We start from the raw sequence: 23001 nt of genomic DNA, 5'->3' as shown, positions 1-23001 counted from the left end.
TGTCGGCGACCGCGTTCACGCTGTGGCCATCCTTCACCTGTTCCCCGTTGGTACGCGGCTGCCACTCTCGGCCCGTTCGCACCTTTCGACGCAAGGAGTACACGTGTACGCACGTACCGCAACCGCCGCTTTCGTTGCCGCCGCCGTGGTCGGCACCGGCGCCTTCCTGATGTCCGGCACCGAAGCGCTGGCCGCGAGTGGTCCCGCGGACGCGAAGCAGTCCCCGCCCGTCGTCATCGCCCACCGGGGCGCCTCGGCGTACGCGCCGGAGAACACGCTGCCCGCGATCGACAAGGCCCGTGCCCTCGGCTTCGACTGGGTGGAGAACGACGTCCAGTTCACCAAGGACGGTGTGCTGGTGGTCATGCACGACACCGACCTGAGGCGGACCACCGACGTCGAGGAGGTCTTCCCGGGCCGCGCCTCGTGGGGGGTCAAGGACTTCACGGCGAAGGAGATCTCGAAGCTGGACGCGGGCAGCTGGTTCGGCCCGCAGTTCGCCGGGACCAAGGTGCCCACGCTCAAGCAGTACCTGAAGCGGGTCGAGCGCAACCGGCAGAAGCTCCTCCTGGAGATCAAGAGCCCCGAGCTCTACCCGGGCATCGAGAAGGAGACCCTTCGGGTCCTGCGCCAGAACGGGTGGCTCGACCGCGCCCACGTGAAGAACCGGCTCGTCGTCCAGAGCTTCGGCGCGGACAGCGTGAAGAAGGTGCACCAGCTGCGTCCGGACGTGACGACGGGCTTCCTCGGCACCCCCGCGGTGGCCGACCTGCCGTCGTACGCGGCGTTCACCGACCAGATCAACCCCTCCCACCCCTCGGTCTCGGCCGACTACGTGGCGGCGGTGCACGCGCTGAAGGGTGCGCACGGCAAGAAGCTCCAGGTCAACACCTGGACGGTCAACGACGCCGCGACTGCCACGAAGCTGGCCGGTCTGGGCGTGGACGGGATCATCACCAACAACCCCGACGTGGTGCGCGACGCCACGCGCTGACCCGACGGGCGGGAAGGGCGGAGCAGGACTCCGGGGCCGTCCGTACGGGTCCGCCTCCCGGACCCCGCTCCCGTTGTCAGTGGGCAGCCGTACGGTGGTGCCATGGACAGCAACGGGGTCGTCGAGTGGGCCGTCGTCGGGAGCGGCATCGGCCCACTGCTGCTCGCCGCTACGGGTACGGGGCTGGTGAGCGTGGTCTTCCACGCCCGCCCCGAGGTGCGGGAGGCGGCGGTGGGCCGACTGCGGGACCGGTTCGGCGCGGAGCCGGTGGAGCGGCCCGGCTCCGCCCGGCTCGCGGAGCCGATACGCCAGCTCACGGCGTACTTCGCGGGTGCGCCGCGGGAGTTCTCGCTCGCCCTGGACTGGTCGCTGACCTCGGGTTTCAACCGCCAGGTGCTCCGCGAGCTGGCGACGGGGGTGCCGTACGGGACGGTCGTCGGGTACGGGGAGCTCGCCCGGCGGGTGGGGCAGCCGGGGGCGGCGCAGGCGGTCGGAGTGGCGATGGCGTCCAATCCGCTGCCGGTGGTGGTGCCGTGCCACCGGGTGGTGGAGAGCGACGGCGGACTCGGCGGTTTCGGCGGAGGGCTGGAGACCAAGCGGCAGCTGCTGGCGCTGGAGGGCGTGCTGCCGCCGCCGCTGTTCTGACCCGGCCGCCGGAGCAGCCGGCCGCCCCGGACGCGAGCTGGGCATACGCCCGCTTCCGCGCGTACGCACGGGCTGGCACACTGCGCCGGTGACCAACATGTTCGACGCATCCGACACCCCCGCCGGGGCCGGCGCCCCGGCCGCTCCACCCGCTCCGGTCCCGGCGGCCGATCTGCCCGCCCTGCGGCGCAGAACGTCGGCGGTGCTCATAGCCAGCCAGATACTCGGCGGCCTCGGCGTGCCCATCGGCATCGCCCTGGCCCCGGTGCTGGCCACGGAGGTGGGCGGTTCGGAGGAGCTGTCCGGGCTGGGTCCGACCGCTTCGGTGGCCGGGACGGCGCTGCTCTCCCTGCCGCTGGCCGCGCTGATGACCGCGCGCGGGCGGCGCCCCGGGCTCGTCCTCGCCTATCTCATCGGGGCCCTGGGTGCGGGGCTCGTGGTGCTGTCGACGCTCGTGGAGAGTTTCCCGCTGCTGCTGCTCGGCATGGCCGCGTTCGGCGCGGGTTCCTCCGCCAACCTCCAGGCCCGGTTCGCCGCGGCGGACCTGGCCGAGCCGCAGCGGCGCGGCCGGGCGATCTCCACGGTCATCTGGGCCACCACGATCGGCTCCGTCCTCGGGCCGAACATCGCCGCCCCGGTGGGCCGCTTCTTCCGCGGCGGCCCGGTGTCCGAACAGGCCGGTCCGTTCGTCTTCGCGGCCGGGATCTTCCTGGTGTCCGCCGTGGTCGTCTGGGCGCTGCTGCGGCCGGACCCGCTGCTCACGGCACGGGCGCTGGCGCCGCAGGACGAGGCGTCCGGGGCCAGGCGTTCGCTGCGCGCCGGGTTCGCGGCGGTGCGCGCCTCGCCGATGGCGCGACTGGCGCTGACGACGGTGGCCGTCTCGCACACCGCGATGGTCTCGATCATGGTGATGACCCCCGTCGAACTGGGCCATCACGGCGCCGGACTCCAGCTGATCGGCCTGGTCATCAGCGGTCACATCCTGGGGATGTACGCGTTCTCCCCGGTCATGGGCTGGCTGTCGGACCGTTTCGGGCGGCTCGCCGTGATCGGCCTGGCAGTCGCGCTGCTGGCCTGCGCCACGCTGCTGGCCGGTACCGCGGGCGGCGGCCAGGGACAGACGGCGGCCGGTCTCTTCACGCTCGGCCTCGGCTGGTCGGCGGGGCTGGTCGGCGGTTCGGCGCTGCTCACCGACTCCGTGCCGCAGGCCGCGCGCGCCGCCGTGCAGGGTCTGTCGGACCTGACCATGAACACGGCGGCGGGTGTCGGCGGAGCCGTCGCCGGGGTCGTCGTCGCCCGGGCGGGTTACGGCTGGCTGAACGCGATCGGGGCATGTCTGCTGCTGCCCATGGCGGCACTGGCACTGCGCCGGGCGCTCGCCCCCTCGGCACGGCCCCGGGACTGAAACCGCCCTCACGGAAGGAGCGGTTCCAGGTCCGGCGTCCCGGATTCGGCGGTTCCGGCGCAGCGCCCCGGATCCAGCCGTTCCGGCCCAGCGCTTCCGCTTCATCAGCGGCCGGCACGGCTTCGAGGCAGGGGCGGCTTCTGCGGCCCGAGCGGCTTCCGAGGCAGGGGCGGCTTCAGCTACCGAAGCAGCTTCAGAGGCTGATGTGGTACGCCTTGCGGAGCGTCTCGTGCACCGTCCAGGTCGTGCGGTCGCCCTCGCGCAGCACGCAGGCGTCGCCCGGACCGATCTCCAGCGTCGCGCCGCCCTCGACGGCCACGGTCGCCCGGCCGCTGACGACCACGAAGAGCTCGTTGGCCTCGGTGTCGGTGACCACGCCGGGGGTGATCTGCCAGATACCGCGCAGCTGCTTGCCGTCGGGTGACTCCCAGAGCACCTTGCCGGTCACCACGGGCTCACCGGAGACGATCTGGGCGGGGTCGAGCGGTTCCGGTTCGAGTGCGGCATCCGGGATATGCACGACGAAAGAGGCGGGAGAGTGATCAGAAGTGCTCATGGCCGGTCACCTTAGCGACCGCCTTCGCGGCGCGCCGCAGCAGGCCATGCCCAGGTGGCGGGCGGTGTCCGGGCCGTTGTGCGCCGGCCCGCCCTCCCGGCCGCACGTTTGAGGCGGGCGCACTCGCGACAGGGATGTGGACATGTCATTCAATGCGTCGCACAGCGCGCACTCCGGCGTCCCCGTCCTCTCCGCCGAGGTACGGGACGCCCTCGCCACGCACCACCCCGTCGTGGCCCTGGAGTCGACGATCATCTCCCACGGCCTGCCGCGCCCCCGCAACCTGCGGGTCGCCGCGGAGCTGGAGGATCTCGTACGGTCCGCGGGCGCGGTGCCCGCGACGATCGCCGTGCTCGACGGAAAGCCCCGGATCGGCCTGGACAAGGCCCAGCTGGACCGGGTGGCCATGGACCCGGCGATGCGGAAGCTGGGCCAACGGGACCTCGCCCCGGCCCTGGCGACGGGCGCGAGCGGCTCGACCACCGTGTCCGCCACGGCCTTCCTGGCCGCACGCGCCGGACTGCGCTTCTTCGCGACCGGCGGTCTCGGCGGCGTGCACCGGGAGTGGGTCCGGACCCAGGACGAGTCCGCCGACCTCCGGCTCCTCGCCCGGACCGGCATCACCCTGGTGTGCGCGGGCGTGAAGTCGGTCCTGGACGTCCCCGCGACGCTCCAGCGCCTGGAGACGCTGGGCGTCACGGTGCTGGGCTACGGCACCGACCGGTTCCCCGGCTTCTATCTGACCAGTTCGGGCGAGCCGGTCGACTGGACGGTGCGCACGCCCCAGGAGGTCGCGGCGGTGATGCGGGCCCAGGACGCGCTCGGCGGCCCCGGTTCCGCCCTGATCGTCGCCAACCCCGTGCCCGTGGCCGACCAGTTGGACCCGGAGCTCCACGACCATGTGCTGGCCGAGGCCCTGGCGGAGTGCCGGGAGCGGGGCATCGCGGGGCAGGCGATCACCCCCTTCCTCCTGGAGCGGCTGGCGCGGGGCACCGAAGGCGCCTCGCTGGAGGCCAATCTGGCGGCCGTACGCGGGAACGTGTCGCTGGCCGCGCGGATCGCCGGCGCGTGGACCGCCGACGGTTCCCGGAGCCCCGCGCCCGATGCCCGCCGGGACCGCGACACGCGGCAGGACCCGGCGGCCGGGGCATGACCGGCGGCGGCCTGCTCGTCGTCGGGGACGTGGTCACGGACGTGGTCGCCCGGCACGGCTCACCCCTGACGCACGGCACGGACACCACCGCCCGGATCCGTACGCTGCCCGGCGGCGCGGGGGCCAACGTGGCCTGCTGGGCCGCTCGTTCGGGCCGCCCGGACGTGCGGCTGCTCGCCCGGGTCGGCGCCGACAGCGCGGAGTGGCACCGGGACGCGCTGCGGCGGGCGGGGGTACGCCCCCTGCTGGCCGTGGACGAGCGGGAGCCGACCGCCACCGTCGTCGCGCTCGTCGACTCCACCGCCGAACGCACCTTCCTCACCGACAGCGGCGCGGTCCTGCGCCTCTCCCCCGACGACTGGTCGCCGTCGATGCTGGACGGTGTCGCCCATCTCCATCTCTCCGGTTATCTCCTGTTCGCCGCGACAAGCCGGGCGACGGCGCTGCTCGCCCTGCGGGAGGCGCGGCGACGGCGGATCACGGTGAGCGTCGATCCCGCCTCGGCCGGCTTCCTCGCAGAGCTGGGGACCGGACGGTTCCTGGCCGCCGTGGAGGGCGCCGATCTGCTGCTGCCCAACGCGGACGAGGCCCGGCTGCTGACCGGACTGCCTGAACCGGCCGACGCAGCAGCGAAGTTGAGCCATCAGGCGGGCCGGGTGGTGGTCACTCTCGGCGCGGGCGGGGCGCTGCTGGCGGCCGGGGGTGCGGTGGTCGGGCACGTCCCCGCCGTCCAGGTCACCGGAGCGGTGGACTCGACCGGGGCGGGCGACGCGTTCACCGGCGGCTTCCTCGCGGCGCGGCTGGCCGGGGCGGACGACGTGGCGGCCTTGGCGGCGGGGTGCCGGGCGGGGGCGGCGGCGGTCACCACCGTGGGCGGCCGCCCCGACCCCGACACCCCGTGACGGGTCCCCGCCGGGACCGGCCCTCGTCATGACCCCGTCGCGGCCGGGCCTCCCGCCGCCCCGGTCCACCCCGTCCAGGCCGGGTGCGCGGGGTCGTCGGCGCGCACGACCGCGTCCGCGTGCCCGCCGGGCGCGGTCTCCGTCTCGTACCGGGCGAAGGCCGGCAGCGTCCAGCGCGCGCTCTCCTCGGTGCGCCGCCGCAGCGCGCCCGGTGACAGCCGCAGATGGACGCTCAGGTCGAACGGGAACCAGTGGCCGAGCAGCAGCGGGCCGTGCACCACCAGCACCCCGCCCTCGGGCAGCGGCCGGTACGGGCTGCGCGTGGCCCGGTCCGTCACCGGGTCCCAGAGGTCCGGCAGCACCCGCCCGCTGCCGCCGGGCTCCAGCGGACCGAAGACCTCGCGCCACAGCGCCCCGGTGTCGAACCAGCCGTCGTAGTACGCGTCGGGTTCCTCCTTGCCGTACTCGTACCGGAGGCTCGCCGGGCGCAGGAAGCCCTCGGTGGACACCACCAGTACGGCACGGCCCCGGACCCGCAGGGCCTGTGCGACCCGCTCGGCCAGCTCCCCGGTGCGGGCGGCCGGGGCTCCGTCCACGGCGAGCTTCGGCCAGGGGCTTCCGTCGGCGGGTTCGAGGGCGTCGGCGCGCGCGGCGAGGGCGTCGGCCAGCCGCTCCCAGGTGATCGCTTCGAATCGCACCCCACCATCATCACCGTCGGACGACCCGGGTCAGCCACCGGTCCCCGGGGCCCCGCCACGGGAGCCGTCCGGACCGGGACCGTCGGGGCCGCCGCCGAGGACCGCCCGGTGGCTCTCGGCGAGGGCGCGCACCCGGTCGGCGAGCGGCCCCAGCCCCGGCTCCCGCTCGACCGCGATGCCGACGAGGCGCAGGATGTCGGCGAACCACTGCCCGGACGCCCCTTCCGGCGCGTCGATCCGCCGGAGGCCGCGCTCCAGCAGGCCACGGGCGTCCTCCGGCCGGCCGCGCAGCACGGCCTTCGTGGCGGCGACCGCGTTGGCCAGCGCGCTCGCCGGCCGCGACCAGTCGTCATCGGCGGGCGGTACGGGACCGCCCGCGCCTCCCTCCGCCGCCACGACCTCCAGGTCCACCCGCCAGAACAGCGGCAGCCCGCGGAAGGCGGCGAAGAGCAGCCTCCGTTCACCGGACTCCCGCGTGTCGGGGTCGGTGCGCAGCGAGTCGAGCGGCCGCACCGCGCCGAGTACATCCCGCGCGGCCGCGAGGCAGTCGGCGAACCGGTCGCCGGGCACGGTCCAGGACAGGTCGATGTCGCTGTACGCGTCCGCCGTCCCCCGGGCGAGCGAGCCGCGGGGCTCCGGCCGGGAACCCGGGCAGTACGCGGCGAGCGCCCGGACCAGCTCCTCGGCGAACGCGGCCCGCCGCTCCGGATCGAGCCCCTCCGCACACTCCTGGCCCCGGTTCGCGGGTGCCCGTTCGTCCATGGCCGTGGTCTCCCGTCGCTCGTCGTGCCCGATGCGCCGTGTCCTGTGCCCGCCGTGTCCTGTGCCCCGTCGTCGCGGCGGGCGTCGCATCCGCCGCCGTCCGAGCGCTCCGGCGGACCCGCCTTCTACGATCCCCCCATGGATCTCACATTCGCCCGCGCGTTCGCCGCCGAATGGCTGGACGGCTGGAACTCCCACGACCTGGACCGCATTCTGACGCACTATCACGACGACGTGACCTTCAGCTCGCCCGTGATCCGGCAGATGACCGGTGACTCCTCCGGCACGGTGCACGGCAAGGAGGCGCTGCGCGCCTACTGGGCGACCGGCCTGGAGCGCATCCCCGAGCTGCGGTTCGAGCTGGTGGACGTGCGGGTGAGCGTGGACGCGCTGGTGATCGACTACCGCAACCAGATCGGCGGCCGGGTCAGCGAGGTGCTGACCTTCCGGGACGGCCTGGTGGTCTCCGGCTTCGGCGCGTACGGGGAGACGCTCGCCAACTGACGGCCCGGCCGGGCCCCGCCCGGCGGCAGAGGACCCCGGCCGCCCGTCATCCGCCGCGCAGTTCGGTGGCGAGCGGCCCCTCGCCCGACACCTCGACACGCCCGCCGTCGACCGCCTCGGCGAGGCTCAGCCCGCCGTGCGCGAGCTCCAGGCAGACCTCGACGTCGAGCGCTATGCAGACGTCGGCGCGGGGGGCCGGGCCGTCCCCGTAGACCGGAGCGCCGTCCTCCGTACCGCCGGTGCGGACATGGAACCGGCCCTCGTCCAGCCGCACCTCGACGGTTCCGGCCCCGCCGAGCCCGTCCAGCGCGCGCAGCAGCGGCAGGGCGAACCAGTGGGCCCGCACCGCGTCGGTGGGCCGCCGCTCGGCGAGCGCGGGCGCCCCCCACTCCGCGAGCGCGGTCAGCACCGGCATCAGCCCCCGGCCGCGCCCGGTCAGTTCGTAGACGGAGGCGGCGGCCGGCGGCGGAAGTCTGCGCCGGACGGCCAGGCCGTTCTGCTCCATGTCCCGCAGCCGGGAGGCGAGCACATCCGTACTGACACCCGGCAGGTCGGCGTGGAGGTCGGTGTACCGGCGCGGGCCCGCCAGCAGTTCACGGACGATCAGCAGCGTCCACCGGTCGCCCACGTCGTCGAGGGCGCGGGCGGTGGCGCAGAACTGGTCGTAGCTCCGGCGGCGGACCGGGCGTGCGGCGGACGGTTGCTGACGTGGCATGGGACTCAGTCTAGACATGTTGTTGGACTTTCCAAGGTCGAGCTTGGTAAAACCAAGTATCGCAATCGGGTCGGGGAGGCACGCATGGAGTTCCGGCAGTCCAGCAAGCTCAACGAGGTCTGCTACGAGATCCGGGGCCCGGTCATCGAGCACGCCAACGCCCTGGAGGAGGCGGGCCACAGCGTGCTCCGGCTCAACACGGGCAACCCCGCGCTCTTCGGCTTCGAGGCGCCGGAGGAGATCGTCCAGGACATGATCCGGATGCTGCCGCGCGCCCATGGCTACACCGACTCGCGCGGCGTCCTGTCCGCCCGCCGCGCGGTGGCGCAGCGCTACCAGGAGATGGGGATGACGGAGGTCGGGGTCGACGACGTCTTCCTCGGCAACGGCGTCTCCGAGCTGATCTCGATGGCCGTCCAGGCCCTGCTGGAGGACGGGGACGAGGTCCTCGTCCCGTCCCCCGACTACCCGCTGTGGACCGCGGTGGTCACCCTCGCGGGCGGCCGTCCGGTGCACTACGTCTGCGACGAGGAAGCGGACTGGAACCCCGACCTGGCCGACCTCGCCTCGAAGATCACCGACCGCACCAAGGCCGTCGTGATCATCAACCCGAACAACCCGACCGGTGCCGTCTATCCGCGCGAGGTCCTCGAAGGCATCCTCGACCTGGCGCGCAGGCACGGCCTGATGGTCTTCGCCGACGAGATCTACGACCAGATCCTCTACGACGGCGCGGAGCACCACAGCGCGGCGATCCTCGCCCCCGACCTGGTCTGCCTCACCTTCAGCGGGCTGTCGAAGACGTACCGCGTGGCAGGTTTCCGCTCCGGCTGGATGGTGGTGTCCGGTCCGCAGCAGCACGCCCGCGGCTACCTGGAGGGGCTCACGATGCTCGCATCCATGCGCCTGTGCCCCAACGCGCCGGCGCAGTACGCCATTCAGGCCGCGCTCGGCGGCCGGCAGTCGATCCGGGAGCTGGTCGCGCCCGGGGGCAGACTGCACGAGCAGCGCGACCGGGCCTGGGAGAGGCTGAACGAGATCCCCGGGGTCTCGTGCGTGAAGCCGAAGGGCGCGCTCTACGCGTTCCCGCGCCTGGATCCGAAGGTGCACCGCATCGTCGACGACGAGAAGTTCGTGCTGGACCTGCTGCTGCGGGAGAAGATCCAGGTCGTCCAGGGCACCGGCTTCAACTGGCCCCGCCCCGACCACTTCCGTATCCTCACCCTCCCGCACGCCGACGACCTCGACGCCGCGATCAGCCGCATCGGCCGCTTCCTCACCGGGTACCGCCAGTGACCGGACGCCATCCCTGATCGGACGCCACCAGTGATCGGATCCCGCCAGTGACCTGCTCCGCCTGCCGCTTCCCCGTCCGGACCCAGTTCGCCTCGCCGTCCCTCGTCGGACCGATCGTGGAGGACGGGCTCGATCCGGCCACCGACCCGGCCTGGGCGGAATCGGGAGCGGCCTCCCCGGCGGAGTACGCCCGCTGGTCGGGCCATCTGTGCGGGATGACCTGTCTGCGCATGGCGCTCGGCGCCGATGCCCCCTCCCTGTTCGCGCTGCGCGACGGTGCGCTGCGCCACGGTGCCTACACCGAGGACGCGCGGGGAGGAATCCGGGGCCTGATCTACGCCCCCTTCGCCGAGTACGCCCGCGAGGCGCACGGGATCGACGCCACGGTCCACCGCGAGCTGGCACCGGAGGAGCTGTCCGGGCTGCTGGACGCCGGGCGTGTGGTGATGGCCTCGGTGCACTACGCCATCCGGTATCCGGAGCGGCCGGCTCCGGGGCGGGGCGGGCATCTGGTGCTGCTGACCTCGCGGACGGCCGACGGCCGGGGCGTCCACTTCAACAATCCGTCGGGCACGACGGCCGGGACGCGGACCGCGGAGCTGACGCTCTCCGACTTCACGCGGTTCTTCGCGGGGCGCGGCGTGTCCATGAAGATGGGGAGCACCCGGCCGGAAGGGGAACCGGGCCCGGAAACGGGAGCGGGCCCGGGGGCGTAGCCGGCCCCCAGGCCCTGGTGTGCCACCCATACGGCACGCCGACACGTTTAAGGACCGGTGTCAGGTTGATGTCGCCGCATCCTGCCTTTAGACGACCGCAGATCGAAGCTCTGCGAGCCGGAGTCGAACCGGCATCTCGACGCCCGTGGGCACTGGTCCGTTCGATTCGGCGATGGATGGCCCATGCTGAGTCTGGAGCAATAGTCTGAGATTGATCGCGGCCTGCCTCTGCCAGTTGGGCCACCCCGGCCCGCTCCCGTACGGCGTCGTACGGAGTGCCGGGGGGAGGACTCGAACCTCCACCGGAGCCGCGTCGTCACGACAAGCCTCAGTTTCAGCTTGCGCTCCTCGCGCACCCCGGCCGCAATGAGTCGGCCGGGGAATCAATGGTCGGTCACCCGAAGAGGTAACCGAATACCGCATCACCCACCCGCTGGTCCGTGACCTCCGCGCCGTTGGCCTCCTCGCGGGCGTACTTCACGGCCTGCTGGAGCTTCTCCACCCGGTCCAGCAGCTCGTTGATCCGGCGTGCGGGAAGGGCGCCGGAGAACTTCACCGTCGTCCAGTAGCCGATCGGGATGTCCTCGTAGTAGACCTCGACCTGGGCCGGGTGCTTGTCGGTGGCCTCCGCCTTCACATGGTTGCGGGGCACCTTCTTCGTACGGAGGGTCCGCACCGGCTCCGTCTTCCAGGAGTCCGTCGACGGGTCCTGGACCCAGGCCTCGGCCGCGTCGAGCACCGGCAGCTTGCGGACGAAGGTGTTGAGGTCCGTCAGCTGCTTCTCCAGGAAGAGCAGGTACGAGACCGGGACGTCGCTGACGAGCACCCGCCCGTCGACCTTCACGTCCGCGCGGGCCGTGCAGTTGGCCCAGTCCTTCGTGGCGGTCACATCGAAGAGCCGGGTCAGGGTCGCCGCGGTCTCCCGCAGCACGTCCTCAGCCTTGATCTGCACCAGCGTCGACTCGGGCGGCAGCTGCTCGCCCTCCTCGTCCTTCGGCTGGTACGTACGCGAGAGCCCGGCCAGCAGGCCCGCCTTCTGGAGGCCGTGATGAGCCGCCGTCAGGTCCTGGTTTGCCTTGGACTTGACGCCCTTCTCCACTGCGATGATCTGATTGAGTTTCGCCACACCGGGAACCTAGCAATCCGACAACGAGCGCAACAAACGTATTTTCATACGGCCATTCACCGCGGGGAGACGAGTCGGACCGGGCCGTACGGGTGGATTCCGCGCGAGGTCGCCGTGGACACCCATGTCCTGCCTCCGGCCCCGGGGCTCGGCTTGCCACAGTGGCCCCGCGGACGTGCGCACCGCCGCACCGCCCCTCCCCCTCTTCCCGGATCCCGCAGGGAGACTCCGCCGTGCCCGCTCCCCCTCGTCGCACCGACCCCTCCGACCCCTCCCGCCCGAAGCGGCGCGCCGCGCTCACCGCGACGGCCGCCGCCGTGGCGGTACTGGCCGTGGGGACGCCCGTCGCGTACGCCACTCTCGGCACCGATAACTCCACCGCCGCAAAGGCCCCAGCCGCCGCCCCGGCCCTCGCGCGCGGCCGGGCGTACATCGAGACCCGGCTCCTCTTCGGCACCGAGCGCCCGGACGGCGGGCCCACCGTGACGGACCGCCAGTTCATGGCGTTCATCGACGAGGAGGTCACACCGCGCTTCCCGGACGGGCTGACCGTCCAGGACGGCCGGGGTCAGTGGCGGGACTCCCACGGCGTCGTCGAGCGGGAACGCAGCTATGAGCTGACCCTGCTCTACCCCGTGTCCGAGGCCCGGGTGCGCGACGCCCGGATCGAGCGGATCCGCGCCGCCTACGAGAAGGCCTACGCCCAGGACTCGGTCGCCCGCGTCGAGGAACGCGTCACCGCCGACTTCTGACCCGGACGCACCGCGGATCGGCCGGCCCTGCCGGGTCGGCCGATCCGGCGCGCCAGCGTGTGCACGCCCCCGAGGGCCGCCGGAAGGAGTACCAGAGCCGCCGCCCCCGTGCGGGCGCCGCCGCTTCCGACACCGGCCGCCCGCAGCCGCCGCAGGGCCCAGACCGTGTACGGGACGACCACGACCGGTGCCGTGATCACCCCGGGCGTGTAGCCGCGGTACGCCAGCGACTGCGCCAGGTGCACGCCTCCGTGCGCCCCGAAGCCGACCAGCGCTGCCCGGAAGAACCGGCTGCGCCCGCCGGTGCGCGCCCCGTCGGCGGCGGCCGCCGCGACGAGCCCGCCCATCAGGCCGATCGCCGCACCGGCCTCCCGTCGCGAGATCTCCATCCGCTCCAGGACCGCCTCGGGCAGCCCCGGGAACCGTTCCCGGAGCACCGGCCGGGCCGCCCGCGTCCAGCGGGCCATGGTGGCCAGTTCCTCCAGGTCGTGGACCGCCCAGGCGGCCAGCAGCCCCCAGGTCACCGCCTTGGACACCGTCTCCCGTGCCATGCCGAACCCCCGCTCCGCCGCCATGATGGCGCCACCCTACAATGCAACGCAACGTTGCGTTGCATTTCTTCACACCGGGAGTGCCCGTGCCAGAACCGGCCGCATCACCGTCGCCCTCATCCGCACCGCCCCGGCCGCGCGCGGCCGACCGCCCCGGCCGGGGTCCGCGCGCCGCGGAGGCGATCTTCGACACCACGCTGCGCCACCTCGCCGAGCGCGGCTACGCCCGCCTCACCATCGAGGCCGTCGCCCAGGAGGCCGGGGTCAACAAGACGACCATCTACCGGTGGTGGCCCTCGAAACCGGCCCTGCTGCGGGCCGCCCTCATTCACGCCCGGGCGCTCGAACTCGACATTCCCGACACCGGCAGCCTCCGGGGTGATCTGGTCGCCCTGGTGGAACGGATCATCGGCATGCTCACCAACGGGCGCACGGAGCCCGTGGCCCGCGCCCTGACCTCGGGCACCGGCCTGCCGGACGACGAACTCGCTTCCCTCACCCGCGACTTCTTCGCCAACCGGTTCTCCCGCGAGCAGCCGGTCTTCACCCGTGCCGTCGCCCGTGGCGAACTGCCCGAGGACACCGACCCGATGCTGCTGCTGGACCTGATCGCGGGGGCCGTCTGGGTGCGGGTGCTGCTCCGCCGCGAGCCGGCGCCGCCGGACTTCGCCCGGGATGTCGTGGATGCCGTACTGCCCCGCTGACCGCGCCGGGGCCGGGACCGTCCGGTCGGGGTACTGTGCCGCGGCCGGGTACCGGACCCGCCACGCGCACGGAACGGGGCACGATCCACATGGGCACGCCAGTAAGGCACTTGACGGCCACCTCGGCGGACGGCCGGGAGTACACCGTCCGGATCGAACGGGACTTCCGGTACGAGCCGTACCGCGACTTCGTCGTCTGCGCGCACTGCGACTGGTCGCCGTCGCTGCTGACCACGCGGCGGATCGACGACATGGCCGCCGAGCACCTGGCGTCGGCGCACGGCGCCGAGGGGGGCCTGTCCCAGCGGGAGGACGAAGGGTTCCGCAAGGCGCGGCTGATCGTGCTGCCGATCGTCGCCGTGCTGCTGATCGCGCTCTTCGCCTGGCTCGGAAACTCCTGAGCGTCCGGCAACTGCTGCTGTTCCCGCGGCTCCTGGCGGCCCGACGGCTTCCGGGCCGGGCGGCGGCACGACCGGCTCCCGCCGCCCCGGTCAGTCGCCGCTCAGCTCCATGAGCGCGTCCACCGGGTCGGTACGGGGGGTCGCGCGGGGCCACCAGTCGTCCTCCTCCGGCTCGGACTCGTAGCCGTACCAGCGGCCGTCGTGGCCGAAGCGGAGCTGGAGTGTGCCGCCGGGGTGGGTGAGGTGGTTGCGCCGGGGGTGGAAGCGGGGGAAGCCCGCCGCCGCGAGCGCCGGGCGGGCCCGGTCGAACGGGCCCGCCGGAGGATCCCAGGCGGTTTCGAGGACGGCGAGCCCTTCGGCACCGCCCTGGCGCCAGGCCGCGACCGCGCGGGCCAGGTCGGTGGTGGTGCGGCCGGTGGCGTGGGCCAGCTCGCGGTAGAGCGCGCGGGTGGTGGCGGTGAGCCCGGCGGTGGGGCCGGACGCGGCCAGCCGTACCGCGTCCTGCCAGGTGGTGAGCCCGGCGACCGGGTCGGCCCCGGTGGTGAGGAGCGCGTGCGCGCGGGAGGCGGCGTCCGTGGCGAGGTGGTCGAGGGCGAGCGGGTCGCGGGCGCCGGGCAGGCTCGGGTACGAGGGGGGCTGCGCGGGGTGCGGCGGCACCGGCAGCGGGGCGGGCGGCGGCGGGAGGTAGCGGGCGGCGAGGGCCTCGGCGGCCGGGACGGACGGGATGTCGGGGGTCGCGGGGCGTTCCCGGGCGGAGTGGGCGGCGTTGCGGCGGCCGAGCTCCTCCAGCAGCTCCCGCTCGCCCCGGCCGCGCAGCAGGAGGAGGACGAACGGGTCGGCGTCCAGCAGCCGCGCCGTCTGGTAGCAGAGCGCGGCCACGTGCTTGCAGGGGCGGCCGAGATCCGGGCAGGTGCAGTCGGGGTCGAGGTCCCCCGGGGCGGGCAGCAGCCCGATGCCGGACGCGGCCGCCGTGTCGGCCAGCGAGTGCGGCATCTCCTTGGTGAGCAGCGCGGCGAGGTGGCCGGGGCGGGCCGCGACGGCGTCGAGGAAGGCGTCCCAGTCGGGGTCGTCGAAGGCCCGCAGCCGCAGGTCGCAGCGGTAGGGGCGCACCCGGCTGCCGTGGACGTAGGCGACGACCCGGCCCGGGGTGACGGTGATCGCGGCGACCTTGCCGCTGTCGGCGTACGTACGCCCCCGGGAGAGCCGCGCGTCGTCCATCGAGAGGGACTCCAGGGCGGCCACCCAGGCACGGCCCCACCAGCTGTCCGCGAAGGGCTCGTCGCCCCGCGAGGTGCGGGGCGGCACGGCCTCGAAGGTGCGGCGCAGGTCGTCGGGTCCGGGCCGGGGACGCACCGCGGGGCGGCGGGGGGCCGGGGCGGTGTGCGGGCGGGGGCTCACGCCGGCCTCCGGAGCGAGACGAGGTCGGCCAGATCGCGGTCGCTGAGCTCGGTCAGGGCGCTCTCGCCGGTGCCGAGGACCGTGTCGGCCAGGGCGCGCTTGGCCTCCAGCAGCTCGCCGATCCGGTCCTCCACGGTGCCTTCCGCGATCAGCCGGTGGACCTGCACGGGCTGGGTCTGGCCGATGCGGTAGGCCCGGTCGGTGGCCTGTTCCTCGACGGCCGGATTCCACCAGCGGTCGTAGTGCACGACATGGGCGGCCCGGGTGAGGTTGAGGCCGGTCCCCGCAGCCTTGAGGGAGAGCAGGAAGACGGGGACCTCGCCGGACTGGAACCGGTCCACCATCCGCTGCCGCTCGGCGACCGGTGTGCCGCCGTGCAGGAGCTGGGAGGGGACGCCCCGCGAGGTGAGGTGCGCGGAGAGGAGTCTGGCCATGGAGACGTACTGGGTGAAGACGAGGACGGAGCCGTCCTCGGCGAGGATCGTGTCGAGGAGCTCGTCGAGCAGGGCGAGCTTCCCGGAGCGGCCGACGAGCCGCGTCGGCTCCTCCTTCAGGTACTGCGCGGGGTGGTTGCAGATCTGCTTGAGCGAGGCGAGCAATTTCATGACCAGGCCCCGCCGGGCCATGCCCTCGGACTCCTCGATGAACGCCATCGTCTCGCGGACCGCCGCCTCGTAGAGCGTGACCTGCTCGCGGGTGAGGAAGACGGGGTGGTCGGTCACCGTCTTGGGCGGCAGCTCGGGGACGATCCCCGGGTCGGACTTCCTGCGGCGCAGGAGGAAGGGCCGGACCAGGCGGGAGAGCCGTTCGACCGCCTCGTCGTTGGCGAGCCCGGCGGCCGTGCCGGAGCTCTCGACGATACGGGCGTGCCGGGCGCGGAACGCCTTGAGCGGGCCGAGCAGGCCGGGCGTGGTCCAGTCGAGCAGGGCCCACAGCTCGGAGAGGTTGTTCTCCACGGGGGTGCCGGTGAGGGCGACCCTGGCCGGGGCCGGGATGGTGCGCAGCGCCTTGGCGGTGGAGGACTGCGGGTTCTTCACGTGCTGTGCCTCGTCGGCGACGATCAGCCCCCAGCCGTGACCGGCCAGCTGCGCGGCGCTGGAGCGCATCGTGCCGTACGTGGTGAGGACGAAGCCGCCGTCGGTGCCGTCTAGGGTGCGGTCGGTGCCGTGGAAGCGGCGTACCGGTACGCCGGGGGCGAAGCGGCCGATCTCACGGTGCCAGTTGCCCAGGAGGGAGGCCGGGCAGATCACCAGCGTGGGTTCGGGGCGGGCCCGGTGGAGGTGGAGGGCGATGAGGGTGATCGTCTTGCCCAGGCCCATGTCGTCGGCGAGGCAGCCGCCCAGGCCGAGGGAGGTCATCCGGTCCAGCCAGGCGAGGCCGCGCAGCTGGTAGTCGCGGAGCGTGGCCGCCAGACCGGGCGGCGGGGCGACGGTGGCCCCGTCGTCGGTGATACGGGTGCGCAGCGCGGCCAGCGCGCCGGCCGGCACCGCTTCGACCTGTTCCCCGTCGACCTCGGCGGTGCCGGTCAGGGCGACGGCGAGGGCGTCGACCGGATCGAGCAGGCCCAGCTCCCGCTTGCGTGCCTTGCGCACGAGCGCGGGGTCGACGACGACCCATCGGTCCCGCAGGCGCACCACCGGGCGGTGGGCCTCCGCGAGGATGTCCATCTCGACCTCGGTGAGCCGGTCGTCGCCCAGCGAGAGCTGCCAGTCGAAGGCGAAGAGCCGGTCGGCGTCGAAGAACGAGGTGCCGTCGGTGGCCGAGCCGGGCGCGGGCCGGACCACTGTGGTGGCGGTGAGCGAGCGGACGAGGTCCCGGGGCCAGTGGACGCTCACCCCGGCCGCCGCCAGCCGGGCCCCGGCGTCGCCGAGCAGCTCGTACAGCTCGTCCTCCGTCAGGGCGAGCACATCGGGCACCGGCTGGTCCAGCAGCCGCTCCAGCGGGTCCCAGACGCGGGCCGCCCGGCGCAGGGCGAGCACGGCGTCGACCCGGGCGCGGGGGCCGAACGGCTCGCCCGCCTCACCGCTCCACAGCGCGGCGGCGTCGGTGACGTGGGTGGGGTCGGCGAGGCTGTGCACCTGGGTGACGGCAGCGGCGGCATGGCGGGCGCCGGGTGGTTCCGTAGCGCCCTGCGGGCCGGTGTCGTCGCGGGCGCCGGGAGCCGCTCCCGGACCGGAGGTGTCGAAGAGCTCGAAGGCCGACAGATCGAGGCGGAGCGAGACGCGCACCCCCGCGTCGAGGCCGGATGCCGCCTCCACCGCCCAGGCGCGGGCACCCGGCAGGTGCTGGGCCTCGCGGGCGGCGAACGGGGCGCCCATCGCGTACGCCGCGGCGGGCGTACGGGGCAGGGTGTCGGCGACGGCGTCGAGGAACGCGCCGACCAGCCACTGGGGGTCGGCGACCCGGAGCGGGGTGTGGTCCGGCAGCGGGACCGCGTTGCCCTCCGGCGGCAGGGCCGCGGCGACGGCCCTGAGGTGGGCCATGTCCTCGGCATCGCGCGGGCCGGCCCGCCAGGCGTCGTGGTCCTCGCTGGTCAGCCCGGGGAGGAGGCGGCCGCGCGCGGCAAGATGGAGCGCCTGGAGCGCGGCGGCGCCCCAGCACCGCGTGGCGGGATGGGCCGACGCCCGGTGCCGGGCCCGGACGAGCAGCGGCAGCGCGTCGGCGACGGACAGCAGCACCGCGGGGACCTCGCACTCGCGCACCCCGTCCCCGTACGGGCGGACGACGGTGATCCCGGCCGTACGCGCGCCGGGGGCCGGGCCCTCCGGGTCTGCGGGGTTCCGGCAGATCTCGGCGGGGTCCGGGAGCGGGCCGCCGTCCGGATCCCAGAAGGCGACGCTGCCGTCCCTCGGCAACGGCGCGGGCAGGAACACGGCGGCACAGCTCAGCAGGCGGGCAGCGGAAACGTCCTGCTGCCGGTGGTGTGCCGCACCCATCTCCACGCCTCCCCTCCCGCTCCGGCCGTCGTGGCCGCCGTACTCCCGATGACTCCTGCCGAGTCTAGGCGGGGGGTCCGACAACCGACCGGGCAGCCAGCCGTCCCAGCAGGTCAGAGCCGGTGCGCAGCGCCGGGGAGCGGCCCGGGGTCAGTGCCGGGCGAGCGGCTTCGGCCGGGCGGAGCGTGCCGCGGAGCGCAGCGGCGGCTGCGGCTTCGGCCGGGCGGGCTGCTGCTGTGCGGGCTGCTGCTCAGGTGCGGCCTGCTGTTGCACGGGCCGCGGCTGCGGTGCGGGCGCCTGCCGCGATGGCGCGGGCGACGGTGCCGCTTCCGGCTGGGCGGGCTGGGCGGCCCGTTCCAGGAAGCGGAGCAGCTCCACCGGGAACGGCAGCACCAGTGTGGAGTTCTTCTCCGCCGCGACCGCCACCACGGTCTGCAGCAGACGCAGCTGGAGCGCGGCGGGCTCCGCCGACATCGCGCCCGCCGCCTCGGCGAGCTTCTTCGACGCCTGGAGCTCGGCGTCCGCGTTGATGACCCGGGCACGCCGCTCCCGGTCGGCCTCGGCCTGGCGGGCCATGGAGCGCTTCATCGTCTCCGGCAGTGAGACGTCCTTGATCTCCACCCGGTCGATCTGCACGCCCCAGCCGACCGCGGGGCTGTCGATCATGAGCTCGAGGCCCTGGTTCAGCTTCTCCCGGTTGGACAGCAGATCGTCCAGATCGCTCTTGCCGATGATGGACCGCAGCGAGGTCTGCGCCATCTGCGAGACCGCGAACCGGTAGTCCTCGACCTGGATCAGGGCACTCGCCGGGTCGACCACCTTGAAGTAGATGACCGCGTCCACCCGTACCGTCACGTTGTCCCGGGTGATCCCGTCCTGCGCCGGGACCGGCATCGTGACGATCTGCATGTTGACCTTGCGCAGCCGCTCGATGCCGGGCAGCACCATGGTGAAGCCCGGGCCGCGCACGTCGTCGCGGAGCTTGCCGAGCCTCAGCACGACGCCCCGCTCGTACTGCTTGACGACCTTGGCCCCCGCTGCCGCGTACAGCACGACGGCCGAGATCGCCGCCACTATCGCGATCACGAGCTCCTGGACCATGACGGCCCCCTGAAAGCCGGAAACCACCTGGAGCGTTCCAGGTGAACGAGTAAGTCGCTGATACCACGGTATGCCGGAAATCACCCCATGTGAACATGGTCCGGCAAGCCCGTCCCCCGCCCGGCCGCGCAGCGGATGCCGCGGCCCCGGTGAGCGGGCAGGGTGGCCAGCGTCGGACGAAACGCCCCGTCCCGTCCAGGACGGGACGGCCCCGGACACGGCAGACGAGAGAACAGACGAGGACCCGCCCATGCCCGTGATCGCCCATCGACGCCGCCGCCTCGGCATCGCGGCCGGGACCGCGCTCCTGACCCTCACCGTCGCAGGCTGCTCCGGCCTCGGCCGGACCGCGGTCGGGCCGGTCATCTACTCGACGCAGCGGAACGCGGTGGTCACGATCAACAGCCCGCCCGTGAAGGGGTGCCACCGGCTCGCCCCGGGCGCGAAGGCGATCACCAACAACACCCTGGTCGACCTCGTCCTCTACCGCACGCGCGACTGCACCGGTCCGGGCACGACCTACCTCGGACGGTCGCTCAGCGACGTCAAGGCACCCACCTCCCTGCTCTGGCGCAGCTTCACGACGGTCCACTGACACACGGCGGTCCGGCCGCGCCCGGGACCGCCCCGGCGGCTACACGGGCACGGCACGCACCCATATGCCGTCGTCCGTGAGGTACCGGTCGACGGTCAGCCCGGCCTCCGCCAGACATGCCTCGAACCGTTCCTTCGACAGCTCCCGCGACCGGAACGTCTGCGTCCACCGCGCGTCGTCGAAGACGTACTCCACGTGGACGGAGTCCACCCCGTCGCCCACCGGCTCCGCGGAGACGATCCGTACGGTGTGGCCCTCCGGGTACGTCCGCTCCTTCGGCAGGCCCAGGCGGTAGTCGGCACCCTCGCGCTGGAGGAGCACGACGCCGCCGTCCGCGACGTGCCTGCGGCAGGTGCGCAGCAGCCCGTCGCGGACCCGCTCGTCGCCCGCGTGGACCAGGAACGAGGCCAGCATCACCACGTCGAACCGCTCCTCGCCGAGGTCCAGCGACTCGATCGGGCCGCACACGGTGCGGACGGCGCCCCGCACGTGCTCCAGCATCTGCGGGGACTCGTCCACGGCGGTGACCCGGAAACCCCGCTCGGCCAGCGGACCGGTCACCCGGCCCACTCCGCAGCCCAGCTCCAGGACGCTCGCCCCGGCGGGGACGGCCGCGGCGATCACGTCCGGCTCGTCCTTCACCGGCAGCCGCCGGTACAGCTCGACGGCGCAGCCGTCCGGCGTGATCGCGCCGGGACCCGTACCCGAATAGCCCTCACGTACCAGTTGTCCGCTCATATGGAGTCGAACGAACGGCCGTTCGCCCGGGTTCCGTCGACAGGGTCCGCTCACACCGAACGGCGGGCCACCAGCGCCGCGCTGAGGTGCTGGAGATCGGCCGGGCGGGCCGGGGAGAGTCCGGTCAGCCGGTCGATGCGGCGGATCCGGTAGTCGACGGTGTTGGGGTGGATGTGCAGGGCCGCAGCCGTGGCCCGCCGGTCCAGGCCCAGTTCGAGGTAGGTCTCCAGGGTGCGCAGCAGCTCCGGCTTCGCCTCCAGCGGGCCCAGGAGCCGCGCGAGCCCGCGCAGGGCCTCGCTGGGGCGGCTGAGCTGGTACTCCAGCAGCACATCGGCCAGCCGGTACAGGCCCGGTGGCCGTCCGGTACGGGCGACCAGGTCGACGATCTCGGTGTTGCGGGCCACGGCGGACGGCACCGCCTCCGGTTCGGCGGTCTCCGCCGCGGCCGTGATGGGTACCCCGGCCGCGCGGGCCGCCTCCTCGATCAGCTCGGACAGTCCGCCCGGCCCGTGCCAGCGCGGCGGCCCGGCGGCGGGCAGCAGCACCGTGCCGCCGGAGGCGTCGAGGGCGGTGAGCACCGGCGTACCGGCGAAGCGGTCCAGGGCCGTGCGGACGCGGCGGATCTTGCGCCGGGCGGCGACGCCCGCGCCCGGCCCCGGAGGCTGGTTCAGCTCGTCGGGGTGCGGGGCCAGCGAGAGCGTCATCGCGAGGTAGCGGGCGGCCGGGCGCGGTCCGGTGCGGTGGGCGAACCGGTCCAGGGGTTCGCCGGTCAGCAGGGCGGCCATCAGGGCGTGCCGGCCGCCGTGGTCCTGGCTGTCGAGGATCTGCCGGGCCTCCAGGTACGCGCTGCTGACGGCGGAGGTCAGCTGCTGCTGGAGGACCATGATGCGGTCCATGATCTCCAGGACCGTGGGCAGGTCGCCGGGGAGCGCCCCCTTCGCGGTCTCCTGCCAGCACATCGCGGTGCCGACCTGGTAGGCGGTGAGGATCGCGTCCAGCGGTACGCCCTCCTCGGCACGCTGGGCCGCGGAATCGCGCTGCTGGGCGAGTTCGGCGTCGGTGGCGGGGCGGCGGTGCTCGACGACATCGGCGAAGAGCCGAAGGTTGTGCTGGACGATGTCGGCGATGTCGCCGGAGATCTCCTCGTGCGGCAGGTCGGCGTAGACCGGCAGATCGGCGAGCAGCCGGGCCACGACCCGGCCGGTCAGGGCGGGGACCCGGGCTCTCAGCTGGGCGGCCACCGGACGCCCGGCGATGGCCAGCGGCCGGTCCTTCGGCCCCTCCGTGGCGCCGGACTCCCCCGTGGCGACGGGCGGCCGGTTGTCACGCGTCACAAGTTCCCCCGCGGAAGTCTGCGTTACCCACCAGTTAAACGACGGCACCCGAGTCTGCATGATGGCCCGCGTCACACGCCATGCCACGTCCCGCCCCCACCGTCGGAGGATGTTGTGAACCTGCCCCAGAACAAGGGTTTCTGTCGGACCGTCAGGACTGCCGCGGGGGTACTCGCCCTGGCCGGTCTGGCCGTGGGGACGGGCGCGGTTCCGGCCTCCGCCGCCGAGGCCGGTTCCCTCTCCTACGTCGCGCTCGGCGACTCGATGGCCTCCGGTCCGCTCATCCCGGACTTCACGGGTCCGCTGGCCTGCGGCCGCTCCACGCACAACTACCCGCACGAGCTCGCCTCCCGGCTCGGCGCGTCGCTGACCGACGTGACCTGCAGCGGCGCCGCGTCCAAGCACATGACCGAGGCGCAGTCGCTGTCGGTGCTCGACATCCCGATGGGTTCGGCGCCGCCCCAGTTCGACGCGCTGCGCGCCGACACCGATCTGGTCACGCTGACCATCGGCGGCAACGACACCGGTCTGGTCGGCATCGCGCAGAAGTGCACCACCCTCGACCCGAACGCCACTCCGTGCAAGGAGAAGTACAACGAGGGCGGGGTGGACCAGGTCGGGCAGCGCATCGCCGCGTTCGCGCCGAAGCTCGGCACCGTACTGGACTCGATCCACCAGCGCTCGCCGCACGCCCGGGTGGTCGTCACGGGCTACGGGCTGTACATCAAGCCCGGCGGCTGCTGGCCGCTCCAGCCGGTGCTCCCGGTGGACGCCGACTTCCTCCAGGGCAGCGTCGACCGGATGAACACGGTGATCGCCGAGCAGAGCGCCGCGCACGGCGCCGAGTACATCGACCTCGCCACCCCCAGCAAGGGCCACGACTCCTGCCAGTCCCCGTCGGACAAGTGGGTCGAGGGGTACGTGCCGACCGCGGCCGCCGCCCCGCTGCACCCCAACAAGAGGGGCGAGGCCAACTACGCCGCCATCATCGGCGCGCACATCCAGGGGAGCTGACCGGC

At 73.6% G+C, this 23001-nt stretch carries 24 protein-coding genes and 1 pseudogene; 13 read left to right on the top strand and 12 right to left on the bottom strand.

Annotated features, from left to right (window positions below):
- The first annotated feature begins 103 nt into the window (after positions 1 to 103).
- From ACIQGQ_RS15970 to ACIQGQ_RS15960, 3 genes are all read left to right on the top strand, one after another.
- Positions 104 to 994 (top strand): glycerophosphodiester phosphodiesterase, encoded by an 891-nt coding sequence (locus ACIQGQ_RS15970; protein WP_402395699.1) that lies wholly within the window; start codon positions 104 to 106, stop codon positions 992 to 994.
- 102 nt (positions 995 to 1096) lie between these two features.
- The gene (locus ACIQGQ_RS15965; RefSeq protein ID WP_402395697.1) at positions 1097 to 1639 is read left to right on the top strand and encodes a methylated-DNA--[protein]-cysteine S-methyltransferase; all 543 of its coding nucleotides are present in this window, start codon (positions 1097 to 1099) and stop codon (positions 1637 to 1639) included.
- A 97-nt stretch (positions 1640 to 1736) separates the two neighbouring features.
- Entirely contained in the window at positions 1737 to 3044 is a 1308-nt protein-coding gene (locus ACIQGQ_RS15960; protein ID WP_402396040.1) for an MFS transporter, read from the top strand.
- Positions 3045 to 3237: 193 nt separating this feature from the next.
- Here the strand turns inward: ACIQGQ_RS15960 and ACIQGQ_RS15955 are convergent, their stop codons facing one another.
- Positions 3238 to 3600, bottom strand: coding sequence for a cupin domain-containing protein (locus ACIQGQ_RS15955; RefSeq protein ID WP_352275012.1), 363 nt, complete (start codon positions 3598 to 3600; stop codon positions 3238 to 3240).
- 142 nt (positions 3601 to 3742) lie between these two features.
- On the opposite strand from ACIQGQ_RS15955, the gene ACIQGQ_RS15950 reads away from it, so the two are divergent.
- A complete protein-coding gene (locus ACIQGQ_RS15950) occupies positions 3743 to 4753 on the top strand; it encodes a pseudouridine-5'-phosphate glycosidase (RefSeq protein ID WP_402395694.1) in 1011 nt (336 codons plus the stop codon).
- A complete protein-coding gene (locus ACIQGQ_RS15945; protein ID WP_402395692.1) occupies positions 4750 to 5655 on the top strand; it encodes a carbohydrate kinase family protein in 906 nt (301 codons plus the stop codon). The genes ACIQGQ_RS15950 and ACIQGQ_RS15945 overlap by 4 nt, the downstream gene beginning before the upstream one ends.
- Before the next feature lie 26 nt (positions 5656 to 5681).
- Here the strand turns inward: ACIQGQ_RS15945 and ACIQGQ_RS15940 are convergent, their stop codons facing one another.
- Positions 5682 to 6353 carry a uridine kinase gene (locus ACIQGQ_RS15940; protein WP_402395689.1) on the bottom strand — a complete coding sequence of 224 codons (672 nt, stop codon included), beginning with the start codon at positions 6351 to 6353 and terminating at the stop codon, positions 5682 to 5684.
- 30 nt (positions 6354 to 6383) lie between these two features.
- A complete protein-coding gene (locus ACIQGQ_RS15935; protein WP_402395687.1) occupies positions 6384 to 7115 on the bottom strand; it encodes a hypothetical protein in 732 nt (243 codons plus the stop codon).
- Between the two features lie 138 nt (positions 7116 to 7253).
- Here ACIQGQ_RS15935 and ACIQGQ_RS15930 point away from each other — a divergent pair, with 138 nt between their 5' ends.
- On the top strand, positions 7254 to 7619 hold the full coding sequence (locus ACIQGQ_RS15930) for a nuclear transport factor 2 family protein (RefSeq protein WP_402395684.1): 366 nt from the start codon (positions 7254 to 7256) through the stop codon (positions 7617 to 7619).
- Between the two features lie 46 nt (positions 7620 to 7665).
- Here the strand turns inward: ACIQGQ_RS15930 and ACIQGQ_RS15925 are convergent, their stop codons facing one another.
- On the bottom strand, positions 7666 to 8334 hold the full coding sequence (locus tag ACIQGQ_RS15925; protein ID WP_402395682.1) for a winged helix-turn-helix transcriptional regulator: 669 nt from the start codon (positions 8332 to 8334) through the stop codon (positions 7666 to 7668).
- An 84-nt stretch (positions 8335 to 8418) separates the two neighbouring features.
- On the opposite strand from ACIQGQ_RS15925, the gene ACIQGQ_RS15920 reads away from it, so the two are divergent.
- Together ACIQGQ_RS15920 and ACIQGQ_RS15915 are read left to right on the top strand one after the other, a co-directional pair.
- Positions 8419 to 9630 (top strand): pyridoxal phosphate-dependent aminotransferase, encoded by a 1212-nt coding sequence (locus tag ACIQGQ_RS15920; RefSeq protein WP_402395680.1) that lies wholly within the window; start codon positions 8419 to 8421, stop codon positions 9628 to 9630.
- Between the two features lie 47 nt (positions 9631 to 9677).
- Complete coding sequence (locus ACIQGQ_RS15915; RefSeq protein ID WP_402395678.1) at positions 9678 to 10346, top strand: peptidase; 669 nt, start codon at positions 9678 to 9680, stop codon at positions 10344 to 10346.
- 276 nt (positions 10347 to 10622) lie between these two features.
- Here the strand turns inward: ACIQGQ_RS15915 and ACIQGQ_RS15910 are convergent.
- A pseudogene (locus ACIQGQ_RS15910) lies at positions 10623 to 10708 on the bottom strand.
- A gap of 32 nt (positions 10709 to 10740) precedes the next feature.
- A complete protein-coding gene (locus tag ACIQGQ_RS15905) occupies positions 10741 to 11472 on the bottom strand; it encodes a hypothetical protein (RefSeq protein ID WP_402395675.1) in 732 nt (243 codons plus the stop codon).
- Between the two features lie 233 nt (positions 11473 to 11705).
- On the opposite strand from ACIQGQ_RS15905, the gene ACIQGQ_RS15900 reads away from it, so the two are divergent.
- Positions 11706 to 12224 carry a DUF3574 domain-containing protein gene (locus ACIQGQ_RS15900; protein WP_402395672.1) on the top strand — a complete coding sequence of 173 codons (519 nt, stop codon included), beginning with the start codon at positions 11706 to 11708 and terminating at the stop codon, positions 12222 to 12224.
- Here the strand turns inward: ACIQGQ_RS15900 and ACIQGQ_RS15895 are convergent.
- Complete coding sequence (locus tag ACIQGQ_RS15895) at positions 12170 to 12799, bottom strand: HXXEE domain-containing protein (RefSeq protein WP_402395669.1); 630 nt, start codon at positions 12797 to 12799, stop codon at positions 12170 to 12172. The genes ACIQGQ_RS15900 and ACIQGQ_RS15895 overlap by 55 nt on opposite strands.
- Positions 12800 to 12861: 62 nt before the next feature.
- On the opposite strand from ACIQGQ_RS15895, the gene ACIQGQ_RS15890 reads away from it, so the two are divergent.
- Both ACIQGQ_RS15890 and ACIQGQ_RS15885 read left to right on the top strand, forming a co-directional pair.
- A complete protein-coding gene (locus ACIQGQ_RS15890; RefSeq protein WP_402395667.1) occupies positions 12862 to 13479 on the top strand; it encodes a TetR/AcrR family transcriptional regulator in 618 nt (205 codons plus the stop codon).
- A gap of 89 nt (positions 13480 to 13568) precedes the next feature.
- The gene (locus tag ACIQGQ_RS15885) at positions 13569 to 13880 is read left to right on the top strand and encodes a hypothetical protein (protein ID WP_402395665.1); all 312 of its coding nucleotides are present in this window, start codon (positions 13569 to 13571) and stop codon (positions 13878 to 13880) included.
- Between the two features lie 90 nt (positions 13881 to 13970).
- On the opposite strand, the gene ACIQGQ_RS15880 is transcribed toward ACIQGQ_RS15885, so the two are convergent.
- The 3 genes from ACIQGQ_RS15880 to ACIQGQ_RS15870 all read right to left on the bottom strand — a co-directional run bounded on the left by ACIQGQ_RS15880 (position 13971) and on the right by ACIQGQ_RS15870 (position 19315).
- Positions 13971 to 15278, bottom strand: a complete 1308-nt coding sequence (locus ACIQGQ_RS15880; protein ID WP_402395663.1) for an SWIM zinc finger family protein — start codon at positions 15276 to 15278, stop codon at positions 13971 to 13973.
- The gene (locus ACIQGQ_RS15875) at positions 15275 to 18214 is read right to left on the bottom strand and encodes an SNF2-related protein (protein ID WP_402395660.1); all 2940 of its coding nucleotides are present in this window, start codon (positions 18212 to 18214) and stop codon (positions 15275 to 15277) included. Before ACIQGQ_RS15875 ends, ACIQGQ_RS15880 begins: the two co-directional genes overlap by 4 nt.
- A 150-nt stretch (positions 18215 to 18364) precedes the next feature.
- Positions 18365 to 19315 carry a slipin family protein gene (locus ACIQGQ_RS15870; protein ID WP_402395657.1) on the bottom strand — a complete coding sequence of 317 codons (951 nt, stop codon included), beginning with the start codon at positions 19313 to 19315 and terminating at the stop codon, positions 18365 to 18367.
- A gap of 250 nt (positions 19316 to 19565) precedes the next feature.
- On the opposite strand from ACIQGQ_RS15870, the gene ACIQGQ_RS15865 reads away from it, so the two are divergent.
- A complete protein-coding gene (locus ACIQGQ_RS15865) occupies positions 19566 to 19910 on the top strand; it encodes a hypothetical protein (RefSeq protein WP_402395654.1) in 345 nt (114 codons plus the stop codon).
- A gap of 39 nt (positions 19911 to 19949) precedes the next feature.
- Here the strand turns inward: ACIQGQ_RS15865 and ACIQGQ_RS15860 are convergent, their stop codons facing one another.
- Positions 19950 to 20648 carry a class I SAM-dependent methyltransferase gene (locus ACIQGQ_RS15860; RefSeq protein WP_402395651.1) on the bottom strand — a complete coding sequence of 233 codons (699 nt, stop codon included), beginning with the start codon at positions 20646 to 20648 and terminating at the stop codon, positions 19950 to 19952.
- Between the two features lie 50 nt (positions 20649 to 20698).
- On the bottom strand, positions 20699 to 21910 hold the full coding sequence (locus ACIQGQ_RS15855; protein WP_402396039.1) for a PucR family transcriptional regulator: 1212 nt from the start codon (positions 21908 to 21910) through the stop codon (positions 20699 to 20701).
- Positions 21911 to 22096: 186 nt separating this feature from the next.
- Between ACIQGQ_RS15855 and ACIQGQ_RS15850 the strand changes: the two genes are divergently transcribed.
- Positions 22097 to 22996, top strand: coding sequence for an SGNH/GDSL hydrolase family protein (locus tag ACIQGQ_RS15850; RefSeq protein WP_402395649.1), 900 nt, complete (start codon positions 22097 to 22099; stop codon positions 22994 to 22996).
- Positions 22997 to 23001: the final 5 nt, after the last annotated feature.

Source organism: Streptomyces sp. NPDC092952 (assembly GCF_044754785.1).
In the GTDB taxonomy this organism is placed as follows: domain Bacteria; phylum Actinomycetota; class Actinomycetes; order Streptomycetales; family Streptomycetaceae; genus Streptomyces.
The sequence above is the reverse complement of the archived record's forward strand: the minus strand, read 5'-3'. Positions and strand labels throughout refer to the sequence as shown.

Bases quoted from the DNA above. Each gene is read 5' to 3' on its own strand.
- ACIQGQ_RS15875 (WP_402395660.1), bottom strand. From the start codon at position 18,214: ATGGGTGCGGCACACCACCGGCAGCAGGACGTTTCCGCTGCCCGCCTG.
- ACIQGQ_RS15960 (WP_402396040.1), top strand. From the start codon at position 1,737: ATGTTCGACGCATCCGACACCCCCGCCGGGGCCGGCGCCCCGGCCGCT.
- ACIQGQ_RS15865 (WP_402395654.1), top strand. From the start codon at position 19,566: ATGCCCGTGATCGCCCATCGACGCCGCCGCCTCGGCATCGCGGCCGGG.
- ACIQGQ_RS15920 (WP_402395680.1), top strand. From the start codon at position 8,419: ATGGAGTTCCGGCAGTCCAGCAAGCTCAACGAGGTCTGCTACGAGATC.
- ACIQGQ_RS15885 (WP_402395665.1), top strand. From the start codon at position 13,569: ATGGGCACGCCAGTAAGGCACTTGACGGCCACCTCGGCGGACGGCCGG.
- ACIQGQ_RS15950 (WP_402395694.1), top strand. From the start codon at position 3,743: ATGTCATTCAATGCGTCGCACAGCGCGCACTCCGGCGTCCCCGTCCTC.
- ACIQGQ_RS15945 (WP_402395692.1), top strand. From the start codon at position 4,750: ATGACCGGCGGCGGCCTGCTCGTCGTCGGGGACGTGGTCACGGACGTG.
- ACIQGQ_RS15930 (WP_402395684.1), top strand. From the start codon at position 7,254: ATGGATCTCACATTCGCCCGCGCGTTCGCCGCCGAATGGCTGGACGGC.
- ACIQGQ_RS15925 (WP_402395682.1), bottom strand. From the start codon at position 8,334: ATGCCACGTCAGCAACCGTCCGCCGCACGCCCGGTCCGCCGCCGGAGC.
- ACIQGQ_RS15965 (WP_402395697.1), top strand. From the start codon at position 1,097: ATGGACAGCAACGGGGTCGTCGAGTGGGCCGTCGTCGGGAGCGGCATC.
- ACIQGQ_RS15895 (WP_402395669.1), bottom strand. From the start codon at position 12,799: ATGGCGGCGGAGCGGGGGTTCGGCATGGCACGGGAGACGGTGTCCAAG.
- ACIQGQ_RS15870 (WP_402395657.1), bottom strand. From the start codon at position 19,315: ATGGTCCAGGAGCTCGTGATCGCGATAGTGGCGGCGATCTCGGCCGTC.
- ACIQGQ_RS15955 (WP_352275012.1), bottom strand. From the start codon at position 3,600: ATGAGCACTTCTGATCACTCTCCCGCCTCTTTCGTCGTGCATATCCCG.
- ACIQGQ_RS15935 (WP_402395687.1), bottom strand. From the start codon at position 7,115: ATGGACGAACGGGCACCCGCGAACCGGGGCCAGGAGTGTGCGGAGGGG.
- ACIQGQ_RS15860 (WP_402395651.1), bottom strand. From the start codon at position 20,648: ATGAGCGGACAACTGGTACGTGAGGGCTATTCGGGTACGGGTCCCGGC.